The sequence below is a fragment of the Spiribacter roseus genome, from assembly GCF_002813635.1.
Classification (GTDB): Bacteria; Pseudomonadota; Gammaproteobacteria; order Nitrococcales; family Nitrococcaceae; genus Spiribacter; species Spiribacter roseus.
The window spans coordinates 1,815,662-1,837,720 of sequence record NZ_CP016382.1; the positions used below are offsets into that span (position 1 = coordinate 1,815,662).

Sequence of the window (22,059 nt, forward strand, 5' to 3'; positions counted from 1 at the left end):
CGGCGGTTCGCTACACTGAACGGTAGTGCTTCAAACGGATAGTCTCATGGCCATACGCGAAATCCTCCAGTACCCCGATGAAAGGCTGCGCCGCCGGGCCGCGCCGGTCGAGCGGATCGACGCCGAGGTGCATGCCCTGGTGCGCGATATGATCGAGACCATGTACGACGCCGCCGGGATTGGTCTGGCGGCCACGCAGGTCAACGTCCACCAGCGCGTTGTCGTGGTCGATGTCAGTGAAAGCGGCGACGCACCGCAGGTGTTCATCAACCCCGAGATCACCGCGCGCGGCGAGACCCGCGACAGCGTCGAAGAGGGCTGTCTGTCCATCGCCGGCTATACCGACAACGTCGAACGGGTCGAGGCGGTGACCGTGCGCGCCCTGGGGCTGGACGGCGAGGCCTTCGAGTGTCAGGCCGAGGGCATGATGGCGCGCTGTCTGCAGCATGAGATCGACCACATCGACGGCCGGCTTTTCATCGATCACCTCTCCGAGCTCAAGCGCAAGCGCCTGCGCCGGCGGTTTGAAAAGGCCGCCCGGCAGCGCGGTGATGCGTCGGCCCGGACGGGATCGGTCTGATCGGCGCCGGCGAAAGGACGCCGCCCCGCATTGTCTATGCGGGGACGCCCGACTTTGCGGTGCCCGCCCTCGAGGCGCTGGTGGCGGCGGGCTATCCCATCGCCGCGGTGTACACCCAGCCCGACCGGCCGGCCGGCCGCGGGCGCCGGCCGCGACCCTCAGCCGTCAAGACGGCCGCCCTCGAGCACGGTCTGAGCGTTGAGCAGCCGGAACGCCTGGACAATGCCGACGCCCGGGCCCGGCTCGCCCACCACCAGCCCGATGTCATGATCGTGGCGGCCTATGGCCTGATCCTGCCGACTTCCGTGCTGAACATCCCGACCAATGGCTGTGTGAACATCCATGCCTCGCTGCTGCCGCGCTGGCGGGGGGCGGCGCCCATCCAGCGGGCCATCGAGGCCGGCGACCCGGAAACCGGCGTCTGCCTGATGGAGATGGCGGCGGGCCTGGATACCGGGCCGGTGATCGCGGCGCGGTCGACGCCCATCACCGCGGACGACAACGCCGCGCAGTTGCATGACCGGCTGGCCGATCTGGGGGCGCAGCTGCTTCTGGAGTGCCTGGATGACTGGCTGGATGGTCGTCGACCCGCCCATCCGCAGCCGGAAGATGGCGTGACATACGCCGCCCGGATCAGCGCTGACGAGGCCTGGATCGACTGGCAGCGCCCGGCGCTCGAGACGGCCCGCCGGGTGCGGGCGTTCAATGCCTGGCCGGTGGCCCGCTGCGCCTGGGGCGATGCCCGGCTGCGGGTCTGGCAGTCAGTGGCGCTGCCGGGCGATGGGGCGACAGCCGCGCCCGGCACCATTGTCGCCGTCGGCGCCGACGGGATCGATGTGCAGACCGGCGAGGGCCTGCTGCGGCTGCAGCGGGTGCAGGCGGCCGGTGGCCGGGCTCAGCCAGTGGCGGAATTCCTTCGGGGGCACCCAGTGCATGTCGGCGAAACCCTCCACTGATCCGCGCGGGGCCGCCGTCGAGGTCCTGCTGGCGGTGCTCGGCCGGGGGCGGTCGCTGGATCGCGCCCTGAGCGAGCACGGCCCGGGCGGCGATGATCCCCGGGATGTTGCGTTGTGCCGGGCGATCGCCTACGGGGTGCTGCGGCATCACCGCCGACTGGGTGCCATTCGGGATCACTTTCTGCGCAGCCGGCTCAAGTCGCGGGATCAGGACATGGCGCTGCTCCTTGAGGTCGGCTTTTTCCAGCTCACCGAAATGGACATGCCGGCCCACGCGGCGGTCTCGGAAACCGTCGCGGAGGCCCGGCGGCGCGGCAAGCCCTGGGCCGCGAAGCTGATCAACGCCGTCCTGCGACGTTTCCAGCGCGACAGCGCGGCCTGCCTGCAGGCGGTGGACGCCGATCCCGGCCGCAGCGCTTCAGTGCCGGACTGGCTGCTGGCCCGCCTGCGCCGGGACTGGCCCGACGACTGGCCGGCGCTGCTGGCGGCGCAGAATACCCGGGCGCCCATGACGCTGCGGGTCAATCAGCGCCGCAGCAGCCGCGAGGCCTATCGCGGACGGCTTGCCGCCGAGGGCATCGGCGCCCGTCCCCTGGACGGCTTCGAGGATGCCCTGGTGCTCGATCACGCGGTGGCGGTCAGCGCGCTGCCGGGCTTTGCCGAGGGCGACTGCTCGGTGCAGGACGCCGTGGCCCAGTGGGCCGCGCCGTTGCTGGGGGCCGCGGATGGCGATCGGGTGCTCGATGCCTGCGCCGCACCCGGCGGCAAGGCGGCCCACGTGCTCGAGCGCGCGGCGGCATCACTGCTGGCGGTGGACAGTGATGGCGAGCGCCTGCAGCGGGTCACCGAAACCCTCGACCGCCTTGGCCTGAGTGCCGAGGTGCGGGTGGCGGATGCCTCGGACCCCGGCCAGTGGCCGGCGGCTGAGCGCTTCGATCGCATCCTCATTGATGCGCCCTGTTCGGGCACCGGCGTCATCCGCCGGCATCCCGACATCAAATGGCTGCGGCGCGAGGCCGACATCGCGCATCTGGCCGTGCGTCAGCGCGCGCTGCTGGACACCCTCTGGCCGCGCGTGGCGCCGGGTGGCCGCCTGGTCTACTGCACCTGCTCGGTGCTGCGCGCCGAGAATGAAGCGGTGGTCGAGGCCTTCGTCGCGGATCAGGATGATGTCACTGTGGTCCCACCGGTACTGCCGGTGGGTCGACCGGTGGGCCACGGACATCAGATCCTGACTGGCGAGGCCGGCGTCGATGGCTTCTACTATGCCTGTCTGGACAAGCGCTAACCCCCGCATCGCCGCGCTGGCGGCGCTGCTGTGTCTGGTCGTGGCCGGCAACAGCCCCCCGGCGGCGGGCTTCAGTGTCGCCGCCCTCGAGCAGCGCTTCGACAACGGGCTGCTGGTGGTGGACGGGCGCATTGACTATTCCCTGACGGCGACGGCGACCGAGGCGCTGGAGAATGGCGTCGATCTGGTGATCAGCCAGCGGCTCAGCCTGGAGCGGCCGCGCTGGTGGTGGCGCGACGTGGAGGTAGTCAGCCAGCAGCGCCGCTACCGGCTTGCCTACCACGCCATGAGCCGTCGCTATGTGCTCAACCGCCTTGCCAGCGGTGAGAGCCGCAGCTATCGCAGCCTCGACGCGCTGCTGACGCGGCTCGGCACCATCGAGGCCTGGCCGGTGATCGGTCGCGACCGCCTCGATGACCAGCAGACCTATCGACTGCGCTTCGAGACCGAGCTCGATGTGGAGGCGCTGCCGCGGCTGCTGCGCACGGTGGCCTGGGCCAGCGATGACTGGCAGCTGCGCAGTGAGCCGGCGACGCTTGAGGTGCGGCCATGAGCGGGCTGCCGCGGCAGGCCATTGTCCGCATCCTGCTCAGCGTGCTGCTGATCCTGTCGCTGTACCTGCTCAGCGCCGCGACCGAGAACTCCTCGCGCTTCGGGCGCCTGTACCTGTGGCTGCTGCTGATCAACGGCGTGGTGCTGGTGGTCCTCTCGGGGCTGATCATCAACAACCTGCAGCGGCTGGTGCGCTCATTCCGGGCGCGGGAAACCGGCAGTCGCCTGACCCTGCGGCTGATGGCGCTGTTCGTGGTCCTGGCGGTGCTGCCCGGGCTGGTGGTCTACGGGTTTTCGATGCAGTTCCTGCAGCGCGGTGTGGACAGCTGGTTTGACGTGCGCGTCGAAAACGCCCTCGAGGACGCACTGGCGCTTTCCCAGGCGTCGCTGGATCAGCGCATGCGTGACATGCAGCAGCGCCTTGAAGAGGCCGCCCGGGATCTGGCCGATGTCAGCTCGGACATGGCGCCCATCACCCTGGGCGACCTGCGCGCCCGCACCGGCGCCTCGGAGCTGACACTGATCGGCGAGAACGGGCGCATCATCGCCGCCAGCAGCATGGATACCGACAGCATCCTGCCCCACCGTCCCGAGGAGAGCATTCTCCTGCAGCTGCGCCAGGGCCGGCCCTATGTGGGGCTTGATCCCATCGAGAACGCCGGGCTGCACATCCGCGCACTGGTGCGTGCGCCGGGCCCGGACGGACCGGGCAATACGCGCATCCTGCAGGGGCTTTTCCAGGTCTCGCCGCGCATCAACGACCTGGCCGACGAGGTGGAAACCGCTTTCAGCGAGTATCGCGAGCTCGCCTATCTGCGCGGACCGCTCAAGGACAGTTTCATTCTGACGCTATCGCTGGTGCTGCTGGTTTCGCTGCTGTTCGCCGTCTGGTCGGCCTTCTATCTGGCCCGGCGACTGGTCGCGCCGGTCAGTCGTCTGGCCGAAGGCACCCGGGCGATGGCCGCCGGCGAGTACGGGACCCAGCTGCCTCCAGCGGGCAACGACGAGCTGGGCTTTCTGGTGCGCTCGTTCAATGACATGAGCCGGCGGGTGGCCGATGTCCGCGATGCCGCGCGGCAGAGCCAGGCGCTGGTCGAGTCCCAGCGCGCCTACCTCGAGACCGTGCTGGGGCGTCTGTCCTCGGGGGTGCTGGCGCTGGGTCGGGACGGCACCCTGCGCACCTATAACCAGGCGGCGGAGGACATCCTATCGGTGCCGCTGCACGAGGCCACCGGGCAGCCGCTCTCGGCGCTTGTCGAGCGCTTCCCCGACTTCAGTCCGTTCGTCGAGCAGATCGAGGCCCATCCGCACGGGGCCGAGGGCGAATGGCGGGCCGAGCTCAGCCTGGACACCCGCGAGGGGCGTCGATCGCTGATCTGCAGCGGGGCGATGCTGCCGGGCGGGGCCGAAGGCGGCGGCGAGGTGATCGTTTTTGATGACGTGACCACGCTCATCCAGGCCCAGCGCGACGCGGCCTGGGGTGAAGTCGCCCGCCGGCTGGCCCACGAGATCCGCAATCCGCTGACGCCCATCCAGCTGTCCGCCGAGCGCCTCCAGCACAAGGTGGGCAACCGCCTGAGCGGTGAGGAAGCGGCCCTGCTGCAGCGCTCCACCGACACCATCATCCATCAGGTTGAGGCCATGAAAGACATGGTCCAGGCGTTTTCCGAGTATGCGCGACCGCCGGTGCTCGAGCTCCAGCGGGTCGACCTCAACGCCCTGGTGCAGGAGGTGGCCGAACTCTATCGCGGACAGGCGGCGCAGGCCTCGATTCGCACAGATCTGGATGAGCATCTGCCCGGGCTGGAAGCCGATGCCGGCCGGCTGCGTCAGCTGCTCAACAACCTCATCCGCAATGCCCTCGAGGCCGATGATGGCGGCGCCTGCGAGATCGTGGTCTCGACCCGTCGCGGCACTGGCCGTCACGCCGGCTGTGTCGAACTGGACATCGAGGATAACGGGCCCGGGTTTGCCGACGCCATGCTCGATCAGCTCTTCGAGCCCTATGTCAGCACCAAGCCGCGGGGCTCGGGACTGGGCCTGGCGATCGTGAAAAAGATCGTCGAGGAGCACAATGGCAGCATCAGTGCCCGCAATGTCGAGGGCGGCGCACGCTTGTCAGTGCGCCTGCCGACCGGGGAGAAAGGAGAATGAGCAAGGCTTATGTGCTGGTCGTCGACGACGAGCCGGACATCCGTGAGCTGGTCCGCGAGATCCTCGAGGACGAGGGCTACGCGGTGGCGACGGCGGAAAGCGCCGACCAGGCGCGCTCGCTCCTGCGGGAGCGGACGCCGCAGCTGGTGCTGCTGGACATCTGGATGCCCGGCGATGATGGGATTTCGCTGCTCAGGGAGTGGGCGCAGGGCGGTGTCTGCCCGTTCCCCGTGGTGATGATCTCGGGGCATGGCACGGTGGAAACCGCCGTTGAGGCCACCCGCCACGGGGCCATGGACTTTGTCGAAAAGCCGCTGTCCATGGGCAAGCTGCTGGCGACGGTGGAGCAGGCGCTGAACGCCCCTGATGCCGTCGCCGCCCCCGCCGGGGCGCCCGCCGCGGTGGTTGAGCCGGTGGGACGCAGCAGTGCCATGCGCGATCTGCGCGAGCAGGCCGAGCGGCTTGCCGGCACCGACAGCTGGGTGCTGATCAGTGGCGAGCCCGGCAGCGGCCGGAAATGCCTGGGGCGCTATATCCACAGCCTCAGCGAGCGCCGTGCGGGGCCGCTGGTGGAGGTGGCCGCCGGCACCATCGCCGGGCAGTCGGCGGCCCACGAGCTGTTCGGCCAGGTGCGTGGCGACCAGGTCATCCCCGGTCGCCTCGAAGCGGCGGCGGGGGGCACGTTGATCCTTGACGGGGCCGCCGACCTGGACGCCGAGGCGCAGACCCGGCTGGCCTCGGCCATTGATGCCGGCAGTTTCCAGCGGGTGGGCGGCTCGGAGCGTCTTTCGCTGGATGTGCGCATGATCGCCATCAGCCGTCGCGACCTGACCGCCGAGGCCCACGCCGGGCGCTTCCGGCCGGATCTGGCCTATGCGCTGAGTGTGATTCCGCTGACCGTCCCGCCGCTGCGCGAGCATGCCGAGGACATCCCCGAGCTGGTGGTCTTTCAGGTCGACCGGCTGGTCGAGCGGGAACAGCTCGGTTACCGTCGCTTCACGGTGGCGGCCCAGAACCGGCTGCGAAATCATCACTGGCCCGGCAATGTCCAGGAGTTGCATAACCTGGTACAGCGGCTGCTGGTGCTGGGTGACGGCATCGACATTGAGGTCGGCGAGGTCGAGGCCGCCCTCAGTGAGCGTCCGGCCGCGGCCGGTGGCGACAGCGACTGGCCGCAGGCGCTGGCGCTGCCGCTGCGCGAAGCCCGTGAGCGCTTCGAGCGCGATTACCTGCAGCGACAGCTGCAGCGCGCCGACGGCAGTGTCGCGCAGCTCGCGCGTCTGGCGGGCATGGAGCGCACGCATCTGTATCGCAAGCTGCGCGCGCTGGGCATCGACCCGCGCGAGGGCGGCGAATCCGGCGGAGGCCGTGCATGAAGATCATCATTCTGGGAGCCGGCCAGGTCGGCGGTACCGTGGCCGCCAACCTGACCAGCGAAGACAACGACATCACCGTGGTCGACCGCGACGGCCAGATCCTGCAGGCACTCCAGGATCGACTCGACCTGCGCACGGTCGCGGGCAACGCCACCTACCCGGCGGTACTCGAGCGCGCCGGGGTCGATGACGCCGACATGGTGATCGCGGTCACCAACTCGGACGAGGCCAACATGGTGGCCTGCCAGATCTGCGCTACGCTGTTCCGCACGCCCAGCAAGATCGCCCGGGTGCGAGCCGTGGAGTATCTCTCGCACCCGCAGATCTTTGCCCCCGACGCCCTGCCCATCGATGTGCTCATCAGCCCCGAGCAGCTGGTCACCCAGTACGTGCGCCGGCTGATCGAGCATCCCGGCGCGCTGCAGGTGATGGATTTTGCCGATGGCAGGGTCCGCCTGGTGGGTGTGCGCGCCTACTACGGGGGCCCGCTGGTGGGCCAGGAACTGCGCACCCTGCGTGAACACGTCCCCGGCGTGCAGACCCGGGTGGCGGCCATCTATCGCCGCGGCAGCGCCATTATCCCCGAGGGGGAGACGGTGATCGAAGCCGGTGACGAGGTGTTCTTCGTGGCGGCCCGCAAGAACATCCGCGCGGTGATGAGCGAGCTGCGCCGGCTCGACAAGCCGGTCAAGCGCATCACCCTGGCCGGTGGCGGCAATATCGGCATGCGCCTTGCCCAGTCCCTCGAGCCCCACTACCGGGTCAAGATCATCGAGCATAATCCGCAACGCTGCCGGGCGATCGCCGATACCCTCAAAAAGACCATCGTGCTGCGTGGGGATGCCGCCGACGAGGACCTGCTGCTCGAGGAGAACATCGAGAACACCGACGTGTTCTGCGCCCTGACCAACGATGACGAGGCCAATATCCTGGCGGCCATGCTGGCCAAGCGGCGCGGCGCGCGCACGGTCATGGCGCTGATCAACCGCGCCGCCTACGTTGATTTGATCCAGTCCAGCGACGACATCGATGTGGCGATCTCGCCGCAGCAGGCGACCATTGGCAGTCTGCTAGCGCATATCCGCCGCGGTGACGTGGCCACGGTGCACAGCCTGCGCCGCGGGGCCGCCGAGGCGATCGAGGCGATCGCCCACGGCGATGCCGGCAGCTCCGAAGTGGTGGGCCGCCGCATCGATCAGATCCGCCTGCCGCGGGGCACCACCATTGGCGCCATCGTGCGCGGCGAAGAGGTGGTCATGGCGCATCACGATACGGTGATCGAACCCGAAGACCACGTCATCCTGTTCCTCGTCGACAAGAGCCGGCTGCGAGACGTCGAAAAGCTCTTCTCGGTGGGCGTGACCTTTCTTTAGGGACCCGAGAGCTCATGCATCCCGATGCCGTCCAACGCGTGCTGGGTGTCCTGCTGATGGTGTTCAGCGTGACGATGCTGCCGCCCGCCCTGGTGAGCGTGATCGCGGCCGACGGGGTGGCCGAGGCGTTTTTCCTGACCTCCGGCCTGCTGCTGGCCGTGGGCGGGCTGCTCTGGCTGCCGGTCCGCCAGTCGCGCCGCGAGCTGCGCATCCGCGACGGGTTCTTTGTGGTGGCGATGTTCTGGGTGGTGCTGGGCGCCGCCGGTTCGCTGCCACTGGCGCTCCAGACCGTGGTCCCGCTGGCCTTCGTCGACGCCCTGTTCGAGAGCGTCTCGGGGCTCACCACCACCGGCGCCACGGCGCTGACCGGGCTCGACGCCCTGCCGGTGTCCATCCTCTACTATCGCCAGCAGCTGCAGTGGCTGGGCGGCATGGGGATCATCGTGCTGGCCGTGGCCATCCTGCCCATGCTGGGCATCGGTGGCATGCAGCTCTACCGCGCCGAGCTGCCGGGGCCGGTCAAGGATGCCAAGCTGACCCCGCGCATCGCCGAGACCGCCAAGGCGCTGTGGTACATCTATCTGGGGCTGACGGTGGCCTGCGCCCTGGCCTACTGGGCGGCCGGCATGGGGCCGTTTGATGCGGTGATGCATGCCTTCACCACCATCGCCACCGGCGGCTTCTCGACCCACGACGCCAGCATGGGATATTTCGACAGTGCCCTGATCGAGATGATCGCGGTGGTGTTCATGATCATCTCGGCGCTCAACTACTCCCTGCATTTCATGGCCTGGCGGCGCCGCAGCACCGAGCCCTGGCGCAGCGACCCCGAGCTGGTGACCTTTCTGACCGTGCTGGCCCTGGTGACGGTGCTGGTGCTGGGCGGACTGCTGATCTATCAGGCCGCGCACAGCCTGCTGCTGGACGAGACCTGGCATCACGCCATCTTTCAGGTGGTCTCGTTCGCCACCACCACCGGGTATACCACGGCCTCGTATTATGTCTGGCCGGCCTTCCTGCCGGTGCTGCTGCTGTTCGTGGCGGTGGTCGGCGGCTGTGCCAACTCCACCTCGGGCGGTCTCAAGGTAATGCGCATCCTGCTGCTCTGGCGCCAGGGCGGGCGCGAGATCCTGCGCCTGATCCACCCCCAGGCGCAGATCCCGGTCAAGATCGGCGACCGGCCGGTCAGCGAGCGGGTCATCGACGCGGTATGGGGGTTCTTTGCCGCCTATGTCCTGCTGTTCGTCCTGCTGATGCTGCTCATGCTGGCCATGGGGCTTGATCAGATCACGGCCTTCTCGGCGGTGGCCTCGGGGCTTGCCAACCTGGGCCCGGCGCTGGGAGACGTCGCCGCCAATTTCGCTGGCGTGGGGGCGGGGCCCAAGCTGGTCATGTGTGTGGCGATGATCATGGGCCGGCTCGAGATCTTCACCCTGCTGGTGCTTTTTACGCCGGCATTCTGGCGGCGTTGACGCCCGGCTTGGTAGCCTGCCCGGTATGGATATCGAGGCACTGAAAAAGATGATCGACGGCGGGCGCGACGGGGCCATGCCGCGCCTGACCCTGGGCGAGGCGCTGGCCCGCGAGGGTGACACGCAGGCGGCCCAGGCCCATCTGCGGCGCGCCATCGAATTCGATCCCGATTACTCGGCCGCCTGGCGGGCGCTGGGGCGGCTGCAGTTGAAGGCCGGCGAGCGTGAGGCCGCCGCCGAGACCTTCCGCAGCGGTCTGGAGGCGGCGCGCCGACGGGGCGACATGCAGATCGTCAAGGAGCTCGAGGTCCGCCTCAAACGCCTGGACGGGCAGTGATCGGCCTGCTCCAGCGCGTCGTCCGGGCCGAGGTCCGGGTCGACGACGCGACGGTGGCGGCCATCGACGCGGGGCTGCTGGTGCTGGTGGGCGTGGAGCAGGGCGATACGCCGGCGGGTGGCGCGCGCCTCATCGAGCGGCTGCTGGCCTATCGGGTGTTCGCGGATGCCAGCGAGCGCATGAACCGCAGCCTGACCGACACCGGTGGCGGCCTGCTGCTGGTCCCGCAGTTCACCCTGGTGGCGGATACCCGTCAGGGCACGCGGCCGGGGTTTTCCGCAGCGGCACCGCCGGCGACCGCCGCGCAGCGCTTTGATCAGCTGGTGGACGAAGCCCGTCGACGGCATCCCCGGGTGGAGGCCGGCGTGTTCGGTGCCGACATGCAGGTCAGCCTGTGCAATGACGGGCCGGTGACCTTCTGGCTGAGCGTGCCGCCCGACTCAAAGTGACCGCGGCGGCGTGCTATCCTTCGCCGCATTCATTGCAAGGCGCCACACCCATGAGCGAACGCAGGGCAACCATCGAGCGCGACACGCTCGAGACGCGCATCCGGGTCAGTCTTGATCTGGACGGCTCCGGAGCGGGCACACGCCGGACCGGCGTGGGCTTTTTCGACCACATGCTCGACCAGCTGGCCCGCCACGGGCTGTTCGATCTGGAGGTGAACGCGGCCGGCGATCTGCACATCGATGCCCATCACACCGTCGAGGATGTCGGCATCGCCCTGGGCCAGGCATTTGCCGCCGCCGTCGGGGAAAAGCGCGGCATCGTCCGTTATGGCCATGCCTTCTGCCCCCTCGACGAGGCACTCTCCCGCGTGGTCGTGGATTTGTCCGGCCGGCCGGGGCTGTATTATCGGGTGACGTTCCCCGCCGCCCGGGTCGGTGATTTTGACACCGAGCTGGTGCGCGAATTCTGGCAGGGCTTCGCCAATCAGGCGGCGGTGACGCTGCACATGGACAGCCTGCAGGGGGACAACGCCCACCACGTCGCCGAGACACTGTTCAAGGCCGGCGGCCGGGCCCTGCGCATGGCCTGCAGCAGCGATCCGCGCAGCGGCAACGAGCTGCCATCGACGAAGGGCGCGCTGTGATCGCGATCATCGACTATGGCATGGGCAACCTGCGCTCGGTGGAGCGCGCGCTGACCCACGTCGGCGCCGCCGAGGTGCGGGTCAGTGACGACCCCGCCGTCATCGAGGCGGCGGATCGGGTGGTGTTTCCCGGTCAGGGCGCGGTGCGTGACTGCATGAGCGCGCTGCATCGCTACGAGCTGGTGGACGTGCTGGAACGGGTCATGCGCGATCGCCCTTTTCTGGGGATCTGCATGGGCATGCAGGCACTGATGAGCCGCAGCGAGGAAAACGACGGCGTCGAGGCGCTGGGCCATTTCGCGGGCACGGTGCGGCATTTCCGGCACCTGACCGGCGCTGATCCGCAGCTCAAGATTCCGCACATGGGCTGGAACCGACTGGAGCAGATCCGGCCGCATCCGCTGTTCGCCGGCATCGACTCGGGGACGCGCTTTTATTTTGTGCACAGCTACTACGTGGAGCCCGCGGACGCATCCATCGTCCAGGGGCGCAGCGACTATGGTGGGCCGTTCGCCGCGGCGATCGGCGCCGACAATGTCTTCGCGACCCAGTTTCACCCGGAGAAAAGCCAGGCCCCCGGCCTGCGGCTGCTCGAGAACTTTCTTGCCTGGGATGGAGAACCATGCAGCTGATACCCGCCATTGATCTCAAGGATGGCAAGTGTGTGCGCCTGCGCCAGGGGCGCATGGTGGATGAGACGGTCTTCTCGGACGACCCGCTGGCGGTGGCCGACCGCTGGGTCGAGGCCGGCGCCCGGCGCCTGCATCTGGTGGATCTGGACGGAGCGCTCGCCGGTTTCCCCGTTAATGCCGACCTGATCGGCCGCATCGCCGAGGCCCATCCCGGTATCGAGGTGCAGGTCGGCGGCGGTCTGCGCAGCTTCGAGGTCATTCAGACCTATCTGGATGTCGGTGTGGACTACGTGATCATCGGCACCCAGGCGGTGCGCACGCCAAGTTTTGTCGACGATGCCTGCCTGGAGTTTCCCGGCCGCATCATGGTGGGCCTTGACGCCCGCGAGGGCCGCGTCGCCACCGACGGCTGGGAGAGCGTCTCGACCCTCACCGCCAGCGATCTGGCGCGGCGTTTTGAAGACGCCGGTGTCGATTCCATCGTATTCACCGACATCGGCCGCGACGGCATGATGCGCGGCAGCAATGTCGAGGCCACCGCCGAGCTGGCCCGCGCCATCGACATCCCGGTGATCGCCTCGGGCGGTGTCACCGGGCTGGATGATGTGCGCGAGCTCTGCCGGGTGGCCGACTCGGGGATCAGTGGCGCCATCGTGGGGCGGGCGCTCTATGAAGGCAGCATCGATCTGGCCGAGGCCCAGCGCCTGGCTGACGAGACGGTGGGCGGGCGCTGAGCATGGGCGTCGCGCGCCGCATCATTCCCTGCCTTGATATCAACGCCGGCCGCGTGGTCAAGGGCGTGCAGTTCGTGGACATCCGCGACGCCGGCGATCCGGTGGAAATCGCCCGGCGCTATGACCGCGCAGGTGCCGATGAGCTGACCTTTCTGGACATCACCGCCAGCCACGAGCAGCGCGACACCCTGGTCCATACCGTCGAGGCGGTCGCCTCGGAGGTGTTCATCCCGCTGACCGTGGGGGGCGGGATCCGCTCGGTGGCGGATGTGCGCCGCATGCTCAATGCCGGGGCGGACAAGGTCTCGATCAACACCGCGGCGATCCGCGACCCCGATCTGGTGGGCGAGGCCGCGGCACGGTTCGGCTCGCAGTGCATCGTCGTGGCCGTCGATGCGAAGCGCCGGGGCGGCACCGACGGGGATCCGCGCTGGGGCGTGTTCACCCACGGCGGGCGCCAGCCGACCGAGCTCGATGCCGTCGACTGGGCCCGGCGCATGGCCGCGGCCGGCGCCGGCGAGCTGCTGGTCACCAGCATGGACCGGGATGGCACCCGGATCGGCTTTGACAATGCGCTCAACCGCGCCATCTCCGAGCAGGCCGGCGTGCCGCTGATCGCCTCCGGCGGGGTCGGCAACCTCCAGCACCTGGTGGACGGGGTCATCGAGGGGCACGCCGATGCGGTGCTGGCCGCCAGCATTTTCCATTTCGGGGAATACACCATTGCCGAGGCGAAGGCCTGCATGGCCGAGGCCGGGATCGAGGTGCGCTGATGGACTGGCTGGATGCGATCGCCTGGAACGCCGACGGCCTGGTGCCGGTGATTGCCCAGGACGCCGATGACGGCCGTGTGCTGATGATGGCCTGGATGAGCCCGCAGACCCTCGAGACCACCCGTCGCACCGGCGAGGCGGTGTACTGGTCACGCTCGCGGCAGCGGCCGTGGCACAAGGGCGAGTCCTCGGGCAACGTCCAGCGGGTGCGGGCGATTGAGCTTGACTGCGATGGCGACACCCTGCTGCTGCAGGTCGAGCAGCGCGGTGGCGTCGCCTGCCACACCGGGCGGCGGAGCTGCTTTTACCGCCGGCTCGCGGCGGACGGCTGGCGGATCACCGATACGGTGCGGCGTGATCCCGCTGACATGTATGGAGAGGGCAGCGATGAGTGACGAGATTCTGCGCCGCCTGGACGCGGTGCTGGCGGCGCGGCGCGAGGCCGATCCCGAGAGTTCCTACGTGGCGGGGCTGCATGCGGGGGGCATTGATCGCATCCTTCGCAAGCTCGGCGAGGAATGCACCGAGACGGTGGTTGCGTCAAAGAACGGCGAGCGTGACGATATCGTTTATGAAACCGCCGATCTGTGGTTCCATAGCCTTGTCATGCTCTCGCATCATGGGCTTGATTCCGGGTCGGTGCTTGCTGAGCTTGAGCGCCGTTTCGGGCTCTCCGGCGTCGCCGAGAAGGCGGCCCGGAACAAACAGGGGCAGTAATGCCCGTTGGCACGCGCTGGAGGTAATCCGTTATGGGTCCTGGTGGAATCAGTCCTTGGTCTCTTTTATTGATACTGGTCATCGTGCTGTTGCTGTTCGGCACCAAGAAGCTGCGCAACGTCGGCACCGATCTGGGTGGTGCGCTCAAGGGGTTCAAGAGCGCCATGAGTGATGGCGAAAAAGCGGCAAAGGACGGCCAGGACAGTCAGGAAGACCCGGAAAGCCTCGAGGAGAACGACGCCGAGAGCGACGCCACGTCCTCGACGGCCCGACGCGAGCAGGTCAAGGAAAAGGACTCGTCCGGCGGCAACGCCTGACCGCCGGAGGAACGCGTTCATGCTGGATGTCAGCTTCTGGGAGTTGCTGATCATCGGGGCGATCGCCCTGGTGGTTGTCGGCCCCGAGCGTCTGCCCCGTCTCATGCGCACACTGGGGTTGTGGGCGGGGCGTGCGCGGGCGTCGTTCCAGTCGATCCGCGATGAGGTCGAGCGCGAGGTGAACATCGACGGTGTCCAGCAGACACGTCGCGCCGTGGATCGCGAAGCCAGCGAGGCCAAGCGCAAGGTCACCGAGACGGTGGGTCAGGTCGACCCCACCCGCGAGTCAGACGAGTCCGCGGCCGAGAAAGACAAGGGAGATGAATCCCGGTGAGCGATCCGGCCAGTGACTCCAACACCGGTGATCCCGACCGCCCGCTGCTGACCCACCTGCTCGAGCTGCGCACCCGGCTGCTGTACGCCGGTGGCTGCGTGCTGGTGCTGTTTCTGGCGGTCTACCCGTTCCGCGAGCCACTCTACAGCGCGCTCGCCGAGCCGCTGATGGCGGTGCTGCCGCCGGGCACCTCAATGATCGCCACCCAGGTGGCCACCCCGTTCCTGATCCCGCTCAAGGTCGCACTTGCCGGCGCGTTCTTCCTGAGTGTTCCGTTCCTGCTCTACCAGCTCTGGGCGTTTGTGGCGCCGGGGCTCTACCGCCACGAAAAGCGCCTGATCTGGCCGCTGGTGATCTCCAGCGTGCTGCTGTTCTATCTGGGCATGGCCTTCGCCTACTTCGTGGTCTTCCCGCTGGTGTTCCAGTTCTTTGCCTCGGCGACGCCGGATGGCGTGTCGATGATGACCGATATCGGCGAGTATCTGTCGTTCATCATGACCCTGTTCTTCGCCTTCGGGGCGTCCTTCGAGGTGCCCGTCGCCACCATCCTGCTGGTCCGCAGCGGCGCCACGACGCGCCAGGCGCTGGCGGCCAAGCGCCCGTTCGTGATCGTGGCGGCGTTCACCGTGGGCATGCTGCTGACGCCGCCGGACATCATCTCGCAGGTGCTGCTGGCGGTCCCGGTCTGGCTGCTGTTCGAGCTGGGGATCTTTTTCTCGCGCTGGTTCGAGGCACCGGCAACGGATCGCCCGGCCGGGGAAGACGACGGGGCATGATGCCCGGTGTCCCGCCGCGTAATTACCTGACCTCGGGGTCAGTTTTGCCCACGCCCGCAGGGAGTGATGGTTTTCCGGCTCCCTTCAGGCGCCCGTAAATGCCCATTGGCGTTGCGTTTAAGGGGGCTGCGGGTTAACTTGCACATACGCCGGAAACAGGCTTTCCCACCGCAGATGCCAGGTAAACTGCCATGAGTGGTCCTTTCGAACAGTCGCTCAGTCACTCCTATCTCAACGGTGCCAACGCCAACTTCATCGAAGCACTGTACGAGAAGTACCTCGAGGATCCCGACGCGGTCGAACCGCGCTGGCGGGACTACTTCCGCGACCTCGAGGCGCTGGATCCCGACGGCCGCCGCGACGTGCCCCATACCCCGATCCGCGAAGCCTTCGAAGAGATCGGCCGCAGCAGCCGCCGGGGCCGCGCGCGCATCGCCAGCGAGGGCATGGATGCCGTGGCCGCGCAGAAGCAGGCCGCGGTGCTGCGCCTGATCAATGCCTACCGGGTGCGTGGCCATCAGCACGCCGACACCGATCCCCTGCACCTGCGCGAGCGCCCGCAGGTGCCGGACCTCGATCCGGGGTTTCACGGCCTGACCGATGACGATCTCGATACCGCCTTCAACACCGGCTCGCTGGCCGCACCCGATCGCCTGACCCTGCGCGAGATCGTCGATCTGGTGAAGCGGGTCTACTCGGGCAAGATCGGCTCGGAGTACATGCACATCACGGATACCGCGCAGAAGCGCTGGATCCAGGAGCGGCTCGAGAAGCCGCAGGCGCGGCCCCACCTCAGCGCCGACGAGAAAAAGGCCCTGCTCAATCGCCTGACCGCCGCCGAGGGCATCGAGAAGTATCTCAACAGCAAGTATGTGGGCCAGAAGCGCTTCTCGCTGGAGGGCGGCGAAGCGACGCTGCCGATCCTCGATGAAATCGTCCAGCGCGGCGGCCGTGACGGGGTCGAGGAAATGGTTCTGGGCATGGCCCATCGCGGCCGCCTGAACGTGCTCATCAACCTGATGGGCAAATCGCCGGCCGAGCTGTTCGCCGAGTTCGAGGGCGAGCACGCCCCGGAGCATGCCAGCGCCGGCGACGTGAAATACCACATGGGCTATTCCTCGGACATCGACACGCCCGGCGGACCGCTGCATCTGGCCCTTGCCTTCAACCCCTCGCATCTCGAGATCGTCAACCCGGTGGTCGAGGGGTCGGCCCGCGCCCGCATGCATCGCCACGATGACGAGGATGGCCGCTCGGTGCTGCCGGTGCTCATCCACGGTGATGCGGCCATGGCCGGTCAGGGTGTGGTGATGGAAACCCTGCAGCTGTCGCAGGCCCGGGGCTTTTACACCGGGGGCACCGTGCATCTGGTGATCAACAACCAGATCGGCTTCACCACATCGAACCCGCTTGATACGCGCTCGACGTTCTACTGCACCGAAGTGGCCAAGATGGTTCAGGCGCCGATCTTTCACGTCAACGGTGACGATCCCGAGGCGGTGCTGTTCGTGACCCAGCTGGCGATGGACTACCGGCGGGAATTCCATTCGGATGTGGTCATCGACCTGATCTGCTACCGCCGCCACGGCCATAACGAGGCCGACGAGCCATCGGCGACCCAGCCGATGATGTACCAGAAGATCAAGGCGCGGCCGTCGGTGCGCAGTCTCTACGCCGATCAGCTCACCGACGAGGGCGTCATCGACCGCGATGGGGCCAAGGCCATGGAGCGGGAATACCGCGATGCGCTGGATGCCGCGCAGGTGGTGGCGCCCGGCGCACTCGAGGAGCAGGGCAACGAGTTCACCGTCGACTGGTCGCCCTACTTTGACGCCCGCTGGGATGAGCCGGTGGACACCACCCTGTCGGTGGACCGGATCCGCGCACTCCAAGAGAAGCTGCAGTGGCTGCCCGAGGGCTTCGAGCTCAACCCGCGGGTGGCGACGGTCATGGAAAGCCGGCGCAAGATGGCCGCCGGCGCGCTGGCCATGGACTGGGGATTCGCCGAGACCATGGCCTACGCCGGGCTGCTCGAGGAAGGGCACTGCGTGCGCCTGACCGGCCAGGACTCGGGGCGCGGGACGTTTTTCCATCGCAACTCGGTGCTGCATAACGCCGCCGATGGCTCCACCCACACGCCGCTCAAGACCATCCCGGCCGACCGCAAAGACTTCGTGGTGATCGATTCGCTGCTCTCCGAGGAAGCGGTGCTCGGCTTCGAGTACGGTTACGCCACGGCCGATCCGCGCACGATGGTGATCTGGGAGGCGCAGTTCGGCGACTTCAGCAACGGGGCGCAGGTGCTGATCGATCAGTTCATCGCCTCGGGCGAGACCAAGTGGGGGCGGCTCTGCGGGCTCACGCTCTACCTGCCGCATGGCTACGAGGGTCAGGGCCCGGAGCATTCCTCGGCCCGCATCGAGCGTTTTCTCCAGCTCTGCGCCGAGCAGAACATCCAGGTCTGCGTGCCTTCCACGCCGGCCCAGTTCTTCCACATGATCCGCCGGCAGATGCTGCGCCACTGGCGCAAGCCGCTGGTGGTGATGACGCCCAAGAGCCTGCTCCGGCACAAGCTCTCGACGTCGGTGCTGGATGACCTCTCAGGGGGCCACTTCCAGGTGGTCATCGACGACACCGAAGGGGTGCGGCCGAGCAACGTCCAGCGGGTGGTGCTGTGCAGCGGCAAGGTCTACTACGACCTGCTCGAGGAGCGTCGCCAGCAGGGCCGCAGCGATGTCGCGCTGATCCGCGTCGAACAGCTCTACCCGTTCCCCGAGGCGCAGCTCTCGGCGCTGCTGAAGCGGCGCTACAAGACGGTGAAGTCGGTGGTCTGGTGTCAGGAAGAGCCCAAGAACCAGGGCGCCTGGTACCAGGTCTATCACCATCTGACCCAGTGCATCGCCCGCGATCAGAAGCTGACCTACGCGGGCCGCGATCCGCTGGCCTCGCCGGCGGTCGGCTACGCCAAGGTGCATTTCGAACAGCAGCGCCGTCTGGTGGCGGATGCGCTCGGCAAGGTTCACGGATAAAACAAGAGCGAGGAGTAGATGAGCACCGAAGTCAAAGTACCGGCGCTGCCGGAATCGGTGAGCGAAGCCACCGTTGTCACCTGGCACAAGCAACCCGGCGAGGCGGTGGAGCGCGACGAGAACCTTGTCGACCTTGAGACCGATAAGGTGGTCCTCGAGGTGCCGGCCCCCGAGGACGGCGTGCTGGGCGAAATCCTCAAGCCCGAGGGCGAGACCGTCACCGCCGGTGAAGTGGTGGCGGTGCTGGGCGAGGGCACCGGAGGCGCCGCTGCTGGAGCGCCGGCGGAGGAAAAGCCCGCCGCAGCGCCCGAGCCTGCCGACGAGGCCCCCGCCGCCTCGGCCCCTGCCGCCGCGGCGGGCGAGGCCCCAGCGCTGAGCCCGGCGGTGCGCAGCCTGGTCGAGGAAAACGACCTGGATCCGCGGACGATCACGCCCACCGGGCGCAACGGCCGGATCCTCAAAGAGGATGTCCTGCGGGCCCTTCGGGAAGGGGATTCCGGCGCGGCCGCCCCGGCGCCGGCAGCGGCGCCCGCCCCCTCCAGCGAACCGGCGCCCGCCGCGCCAGCCGCCGCACCGGCTGCATCGACGCCGGCGCCCGCCGCCAGCCTGCCCACCGGTGACCGCGAAGAGCGCCGGGTGCCCATGACCCGGCTGCGGCAGCGGATTGCCGAGCGCCTGGTGCAGGCCCAGCAGACCGCGGCCATGCTGACCACCTTCAACGAGGTCAACATGCAGCCGGTCATGGATCTGCGCGCCCGCCACAAGGATGCCTTCGTCAAGACCCATGACACCAAGCTCGGTTTCATGTCGTTCTTTGTGAAGGCGGCGGTCGAGGCGCTCAAGCGCTTCCCGAGTGTCAACGCCTCCATCGACGGCACCGACATCCTCTACCACGGCTACTATGACATCGGCATCGCCGTGTCCACCGAGCGCGGTCTGATGGTGCCGGTGCTGCGTGACGCCGATCAGCTCTCGTTCGCCGAAATCGAGGCCACCATCGCCGACTTCGGTCAGCGCGCGCAGGCGGGCAAGATCGAGATCGAGGAGCTGACCGGCGGGACGTTCACGATCACCAACGGCGGGATCTTCGGGTCACTGGTCTCGACGCCCATTCTCAATCCGCCGCAGAGCGGCATCATGGGCATGCACAAGATCCAGGAACGGCCCATGGCCGAGAATGGTCAGGTGGTGGTCCGGCCGATGATGTACCTGGCCCACTCCTACGACCATCGCATCATCGATGGCAAGGAGGCGGTCCAGTTCCTCGTCACCATCAAGGACATGCTTGAGGACCCGGCACGGCTGCTGCTCGAGGTCTGATACCAGCGAATTCGGGAGTCATCATGACGAATTCATACGACGTCATCGTCATCGGGGCCGGCCCCGCCGGCTATGTGGGCGCCATCCGCTGCGCCCAGCTCGGCATGCGCGTTGCCGTGATCGACGAGTATCGGCGCAAGGACGGCGAGCCGTCCCTTGGCGGAACCTGCCTGAATGTCGGCTGCATCCCCTCCAAGGCGCTGCTCGACTCGTCCGAGCACTATCATCGCGTCCAGTCGCAGCTGGGACAGCACGGCATCAAGGTCGACGGAGTCAGCCTTGACGTGCCGCAGATGATCAAGCGCAAGGACAAGGTGGTGGCCGACCTGACCGGCGGCATCAAGCAGCTGTTCAAGGCCAACGACATCGAGTGGCTGCAGGGCCATGGCAAGCTGCTGGCCGACCGCCAGGTGGCGTTCAAGCCCCACAAGGGCCAGGAAAAGACCCTGTCCGCCGACAACATCATCCTTGCCACCGGGTCGCGGCCCATTGAGATCGGGGCGGCGCCGCTCACCGGCGATCGCATCGTCAGCTCCACCGGTGCCCAGGAGTTCCAGGAGGTGCCCAAGCGCCTCGGCGTGATCGGCGCCGGCGTGATCGGCCTGGAGATGGGCAGCGTCTGGAATCGGCTCGGCTCCAAGGTGGTGCTGCTCGAGGCACAGGACTCGTTCCTCACCCCGGTGGATCAGCAGGTGGCCCGTGAGGCGAAGAAGCTGTTCGCCAAGCAGGGGCTCGAGATCCGGCAGGGCTGCCGCGTGACCGAGACGCGCGATGGCAAGAACATCAGCGTCCACTACGAGGATAAGGACGGCAAACAGCACATGCAGGTCGATCGCCTGGTGGTCTCGGTGGGCCGCCGGCCGAATACCGACGGCCTCGCCTCGGAGGATGCCGACCTGCTGACCGACGAGCGGGGCTTCGTGCACGTCAACGACTACTGCGAGACCAACATCCCCGGCGTCTACGCCGTGGGCGATGTGGTGCGCGGGCCCATGCTGGCGCACAAGGGCTCGGAAGAGGGTGTGATGGTGGCCGAGCGCATGGCCGGCCATGCCGGACATGTCAACTACGACACCATCCCGTGGGTGATCTACACCGACCCCGAGATCGCCTGGGTGGGCCGCACCGAGGCGCAGCTCAAGGCCGCGGGCATCCCCCATCGCAGCGGCACCTTCGGCTTTGGTGCCACGGGCCGCGCCCGGGCCATGGATCAGTCCGACGGCATGGTCAAGATCATCGCCCATGCCGAAACCGACCGGATCCTGGGCGTGCACATGGTGGGCCCGCAGACCAGCGAGCTGATCGCGGAGGCCACCCTGGCCATGGAGTACGAGGCCAGCGCCGAGGACCTCGCCCGCACCATTCATGCGCATCCGACGCTGTCCGAGGCGGTCCACGAGGCGGCCCTCGCGGTGGATAAGCGCGCGATCCACAAGGCGAACTAGGGCGGCGGTCATCAGTACACCCAATATCTGGATCGGGAAGATCCTCGGCGCCATCTTCGGGGGATTGGCCGGTGGCTGGGTCGGCGCTCTGATCGGTCTGGTCATCGGCAATTTCTTTGACCGGGGACTGGCCCGCAAGGCCGCTGGCGGCGCCGGCCATCGGCAGATGGTGCATGCGGCGTTTTTCCGCAGCGTCTTCGTGGTCATGGGCCATGTCTGCAAGGCCGATGGCCGGGTCAGTCAGGCCGAGATCCGCATCGCCGAGCAGGTGATGACGCGGATGGACCTCAACCCCACCCAGCGCGAAGAGGCCATCAGCTACTTCAGTGCCGGCCGCGACGGCGAAGCCGATCTGGATCAGACGCTCGAGGAGTTCCGCCGCTACTGCCGGGGCCACGTCCAGCTGGTCCGGGTATTCCTTGAAATCCAGATCCAGGCGGCCCTGGCGGACGGCAGCTTCGATGACGCCGAGCGCGACATGCTGCGGCGCATTGCCCTGGGCCTGGGCCTGTCGGAGGAAGACTTCGCCCGCCTCGAGACCATGATGGGCGGGCACGCCAGCAATCAGACCGGCAGCGAGTCCGAGCTGGAGGCGGCCTATGACACTCTGGGGGTTTCCGCCGACGCCAGCGATGCCGAGGTCAAGAAGGCCTGGCGCAAGCTCATGAGCGAGCACCATCCCGACAAGCTGGTCGCCAAGGGGCTGCCCGAGGAGATGATGCGCATCGCCAAGGAACGGGCCCAGGATATCCAGAAGGCCTATGACACCATCAAGACCGCTCGGGGCATGCGCTGAACCCG

General features: G+C 67.8%; 23 protein-coding genes. All 23 read left to right on the forward strand.

Annotated elements, in window-relative coordinates; all coding sequences use genetic code 11:
* Positions 1-46: 46 nt before the first annotated feature.
* The 23 genes from def (at position 47) to djlA (ending at position 22,054) form a co-directional block, all read left to right on the forward strand.
* On the forward strand, positions 47-580 hold the full coding sequence (gene def, locus BBH56_RS08930; RefSeq protein WP_148122613.1) for a peptide deformylase: 534 nt from the start codon (positions 47-49) through the stop codon (positions 578-580).
* Positions 580-1,536, forward strand: a complete 957-nt coding sequence (gene fmt / locus BBH56_RS08935; protein WP_268815702.1) for a methionyl-tRNA formyltransferase — start codon at positions 580-582, stop codon at positions 1,534-1,536. Before def ends, fmt begins: the two co-directional genes overlap by 1 nt.
* Positions 1,514-2,824 carry a 16S rRNA (cytosine(967)-C(5))-methyltransferase RsmB gene (gene rsmB / locus BBH56_RS08940; protein ID WP_148122615.1) on the forward strand — a complete coding sequence of 437 codons (1,311 nt, stop codon included), beginning with the start codon at positions 1,514-1,516 and terminating at the stop codon, positions 2,822-2,824. The genes fmt and rsmB overlap by 23 nt, the downstream gene beginning before the upstream one ends.
* Positions 2,802-3,377: a DUF4390 domain-containing protein gene (locus tag BBH56_RS08945; protein WP_157809145.1), complete on the forward strand. Its 576-nt coding sequence runs from the start codon at positions 2,802-2,804 to the stop codon at positions 3,375-3,377. The genes rsmB and BBH56_RS08945 overlap by 23 nt, the downstream gene beginning before the upstream one ends.
* Positions 3,374-5,530 (forward strand): sensor histidine kinase NtrY-like, encoded by a 2,157-nt coding sequence (locus BBH56_RS08950; protein ID WP_148122617.1) that lies wholly within the window; start codon positions 3,374-3,376, stop codon positions 5,528-5,530. The genes BBH56_RS08945 and BBH56_RS08950 overlap by 4 nt, the downstream gene beginning before the upstream one ends.
* On the forward strand, positions 5,527-6,906 hold the full coding sequence (locus tag BBH56_RS08955; protein ID WP_144346914.1) for a sigma-54-dependent transcriptional regulator: 1,380 nt from the start codon (positions 5,527-5,529) through the stop codon (positions 6,904-6,906). The genes BBH56_RS08950 and BBH56_RS08955 overlap by 4 nt, the downstream gene beginning before the upstream one ends.
* Positions 6,903-8,279, forward strand: coding sequence for a Trk system potassium transporter TrkA (trkA, locus tag BBH56_RS08960; protein ID WP_148122618.1), 1,377 nt, complete (start codon positions 6,903-6,905; stop codon positions 8,277-8,279). Before BBH56_RS08955 ends, trkA begins: the two co-directional genes overlap by 4 nt.
* 14 nt (positions 8,280-8,293) lie before the next feature.
* Entirely contained in the window at positions 8,294-9,751 is a 1,458-nt protein-coding gene (locus tag BBH56_RS08965) for a TrkH family potassium uptake protein (protein ID WP_144346916.1), read from the forward strand.
* Between the two features lie 25 nt (positions 9,752-9,776).
* Positions 9,777-10,088 (forward strand): tetratricopeptide repeat protein, encoded by a 312-nt coding sequence (locus BBH56_RS08970; RefSeq protein ID WP_110882251.1) that lies wholly within the window; start codon positions 9,777-9,779, stop codon positions 10,086-10,088.
* The gene (gene dtd / locus BBH56_RS08975; protein WP_148122619.1) at positions 10,085-10,537 is read left to right on the forward strand and encodes a D-aminoacyl-tRNA deacylase; all 453 of its coding nucleotides are present in this window, start codon (positions 10,085-10,087) and stop codon (positions 10,535-10,537) included. Before BBH56_RS08970 ends, dtd begins: the two co-directional genes overlap by 4 nt.
* Positions 10,538-10,587: 50 nt before the next feature.
* Positions 10,588-11,181 (forward strand): imidazoleglycerol-phosphate dehydratase HisB, encoded by a 594-nt coding sequence (gene hisB / locus BBH56_RS08980; RefSeq protein ID WP_148122620.1) that lies wholly within the window; start codon positions 10,588-10,590, stop codon positions 11,179-11,181.
* Positions 11,178-11,813, forward strand: coding sequence for an imidazole glycerol phosphate synthase subunit HisH (hisH, locus tag BBH56_RS08985; protein WP_370456318.1), 636 nt, complete (start codon positions 11,178-11,180; stop codon positions 11,811-11,813). The genes hisB and hisH overlap by 4 nt, the downstream gene beginning before the upstream one ends.
* A complete protein-coding gene (gene hisA / locus BBH56_RS08990) occupies positions 11,804-12,547 on the forward strand; it encodes a 1-(5-phosphoribosyl)-5-[(5-phosphoribosylamino)methylideneamino]imidazole-4-carboxamide isomerase (protein ID WP_144346919.1) in 744 nt (247 codons plus the stop codon). The genes hisH and hisA overlap by 10 nt, the downstream gene beginning before the upstream one ends.
* 2 nt (positions 12,548-12,549) lie before the next feature.
* A complete protein-coding gene (hisF, locus tag BBH56_RS08995; RefSeq protein ID WP_110882255.1) occupies positions 12,550-13,320 on the forward strand; it encodes an imidazole glycerol phosphate synthase subunit HisF in 771 nt (256 codons plus the stop codon).
* The gene (gene hisI, locus BBH56_RS09000) at positions 13,320-13,715 is read left to right on the forward strand and encodes a phosphoribosyl-AMP cyclohydrolase (RefSeq protein ID WP_144346920.1); all 396 of its coding nucleotides are present in this window, start codon (positions 13,320-13,322) and stop codon (positions 13,713-13,715) included. Before hisF ends, hisI begins: the two co-directional genes overlap by 1 nt.
* Positions 13,708-14,037: a phosphoribosyl-ATP diphosphatase gene (locus tag BBH56_RS09005; RefSeq protein ID WP_110882257.1), complete on the forward strand. Its 330-nt coding sequence runs from the start codon at positions 13,708-13,710 to the stop codon at positions 14,035-14,037. Before hisI ends, BBH56_RS09005 begins: the two co-directional genes overlap by 8 nt.
* 32 nt (positions 14,038-14,069) lie before the next feature.
* Complete coding sequence (gene tatA / locus BBH56_RS09010; RefSeq protein WP_110882258.1) at positions 14,070-14,354, forward strand: twin-arginine translocase TatA/TatE family subunit; 285 nt, start codon at positions 14,070-14,072, stop codon at positions 14,352-14,354.
* A gap of 19 nt (positions 14,355-14,373) precedes the next feature.
* Positions 14,374-14,688 (forward strand): Sec-independent protein translocase protein TatB, encoded by a 315-nt coding sequence (gene tatB / locus BBH56_RS09015; RefSeq protein ID WP_148122621.1) that lies wholly within the window; start codon positions 14,374-14,376, stop codon positions 14,686-14,688.
* Positions 14,685-15,464 carry a twin-arginine translocase subunit TatC gene (tatC, locus tag BBH56_RS09020; RefSeq protein ID WP_148122622.1) on the forward strand — a complete coding sequence of 260 codons (780 nt, stop codon included), beginning with the start codon at positions 14,685-14,687 and terminating at the stop codon, positions 15,462-15,464. The genes tatB and tatC overlap by 4 nt, the downstream gene beginning before the upstream one ends.
* 191 nt (positions 15,465-15,655) lie before the next feature.
* Positions 15,656-18,493 carry a 2-oxoglutarate dehydrogenase E1 component gene (locus BBH56_RS09025; RefSeq protein WP_148122623.1) on the forward strand — a complete coding sequence of 946 codons (2,838 nt, stop codon included), beginning with the start codon at positions 15,656-15,658 and terminating at the stop codon, positions 18,491-18,493.
* 18 nt (positions 18,494-18,511) lie between these two features.
* A complete protein-coding gene (gene odhB / locus BBH56_RS09030; RefSeq protein WP_110882262.1) occupies positions 18,512-19,813 on the forward strand; it encodes a 2-oxoglutarate dehydrogenase complex dihydrolipoyllysine-residue succinyltransferase in 1,302 nt (433 codons plus the stop codon).
* 23 nt (positions 19,814-19,836) lie between these two features.
* Positions 19,837-21,258 (forward strand): dihydrolipoyl dehydrogenase, encoded by a 1,422-nt coding sequence (lpdA, locus tag BBH56_RS09035; RefSeq protein WP_148122624.1) that lies wholly within the window; start codon positions 19,837-19,839, stop codon positions 21,256-21,258.
* Positions 21,259-21,298: 40 nt separating this feature from the next.
* On the forward strand, positions 21,299-22,054 hold the full coding sequence (gene djlA / locus BBH56_RS09040) for a co-chaperone DjlA (protein ID WP_255425110.1): 756 nt from the start codon (positions 21,299-21,301) through the stop codon (positions 22,052-22,054).
* Positions 22,055-22,059 lie beyond the last annotated feature (5 nt).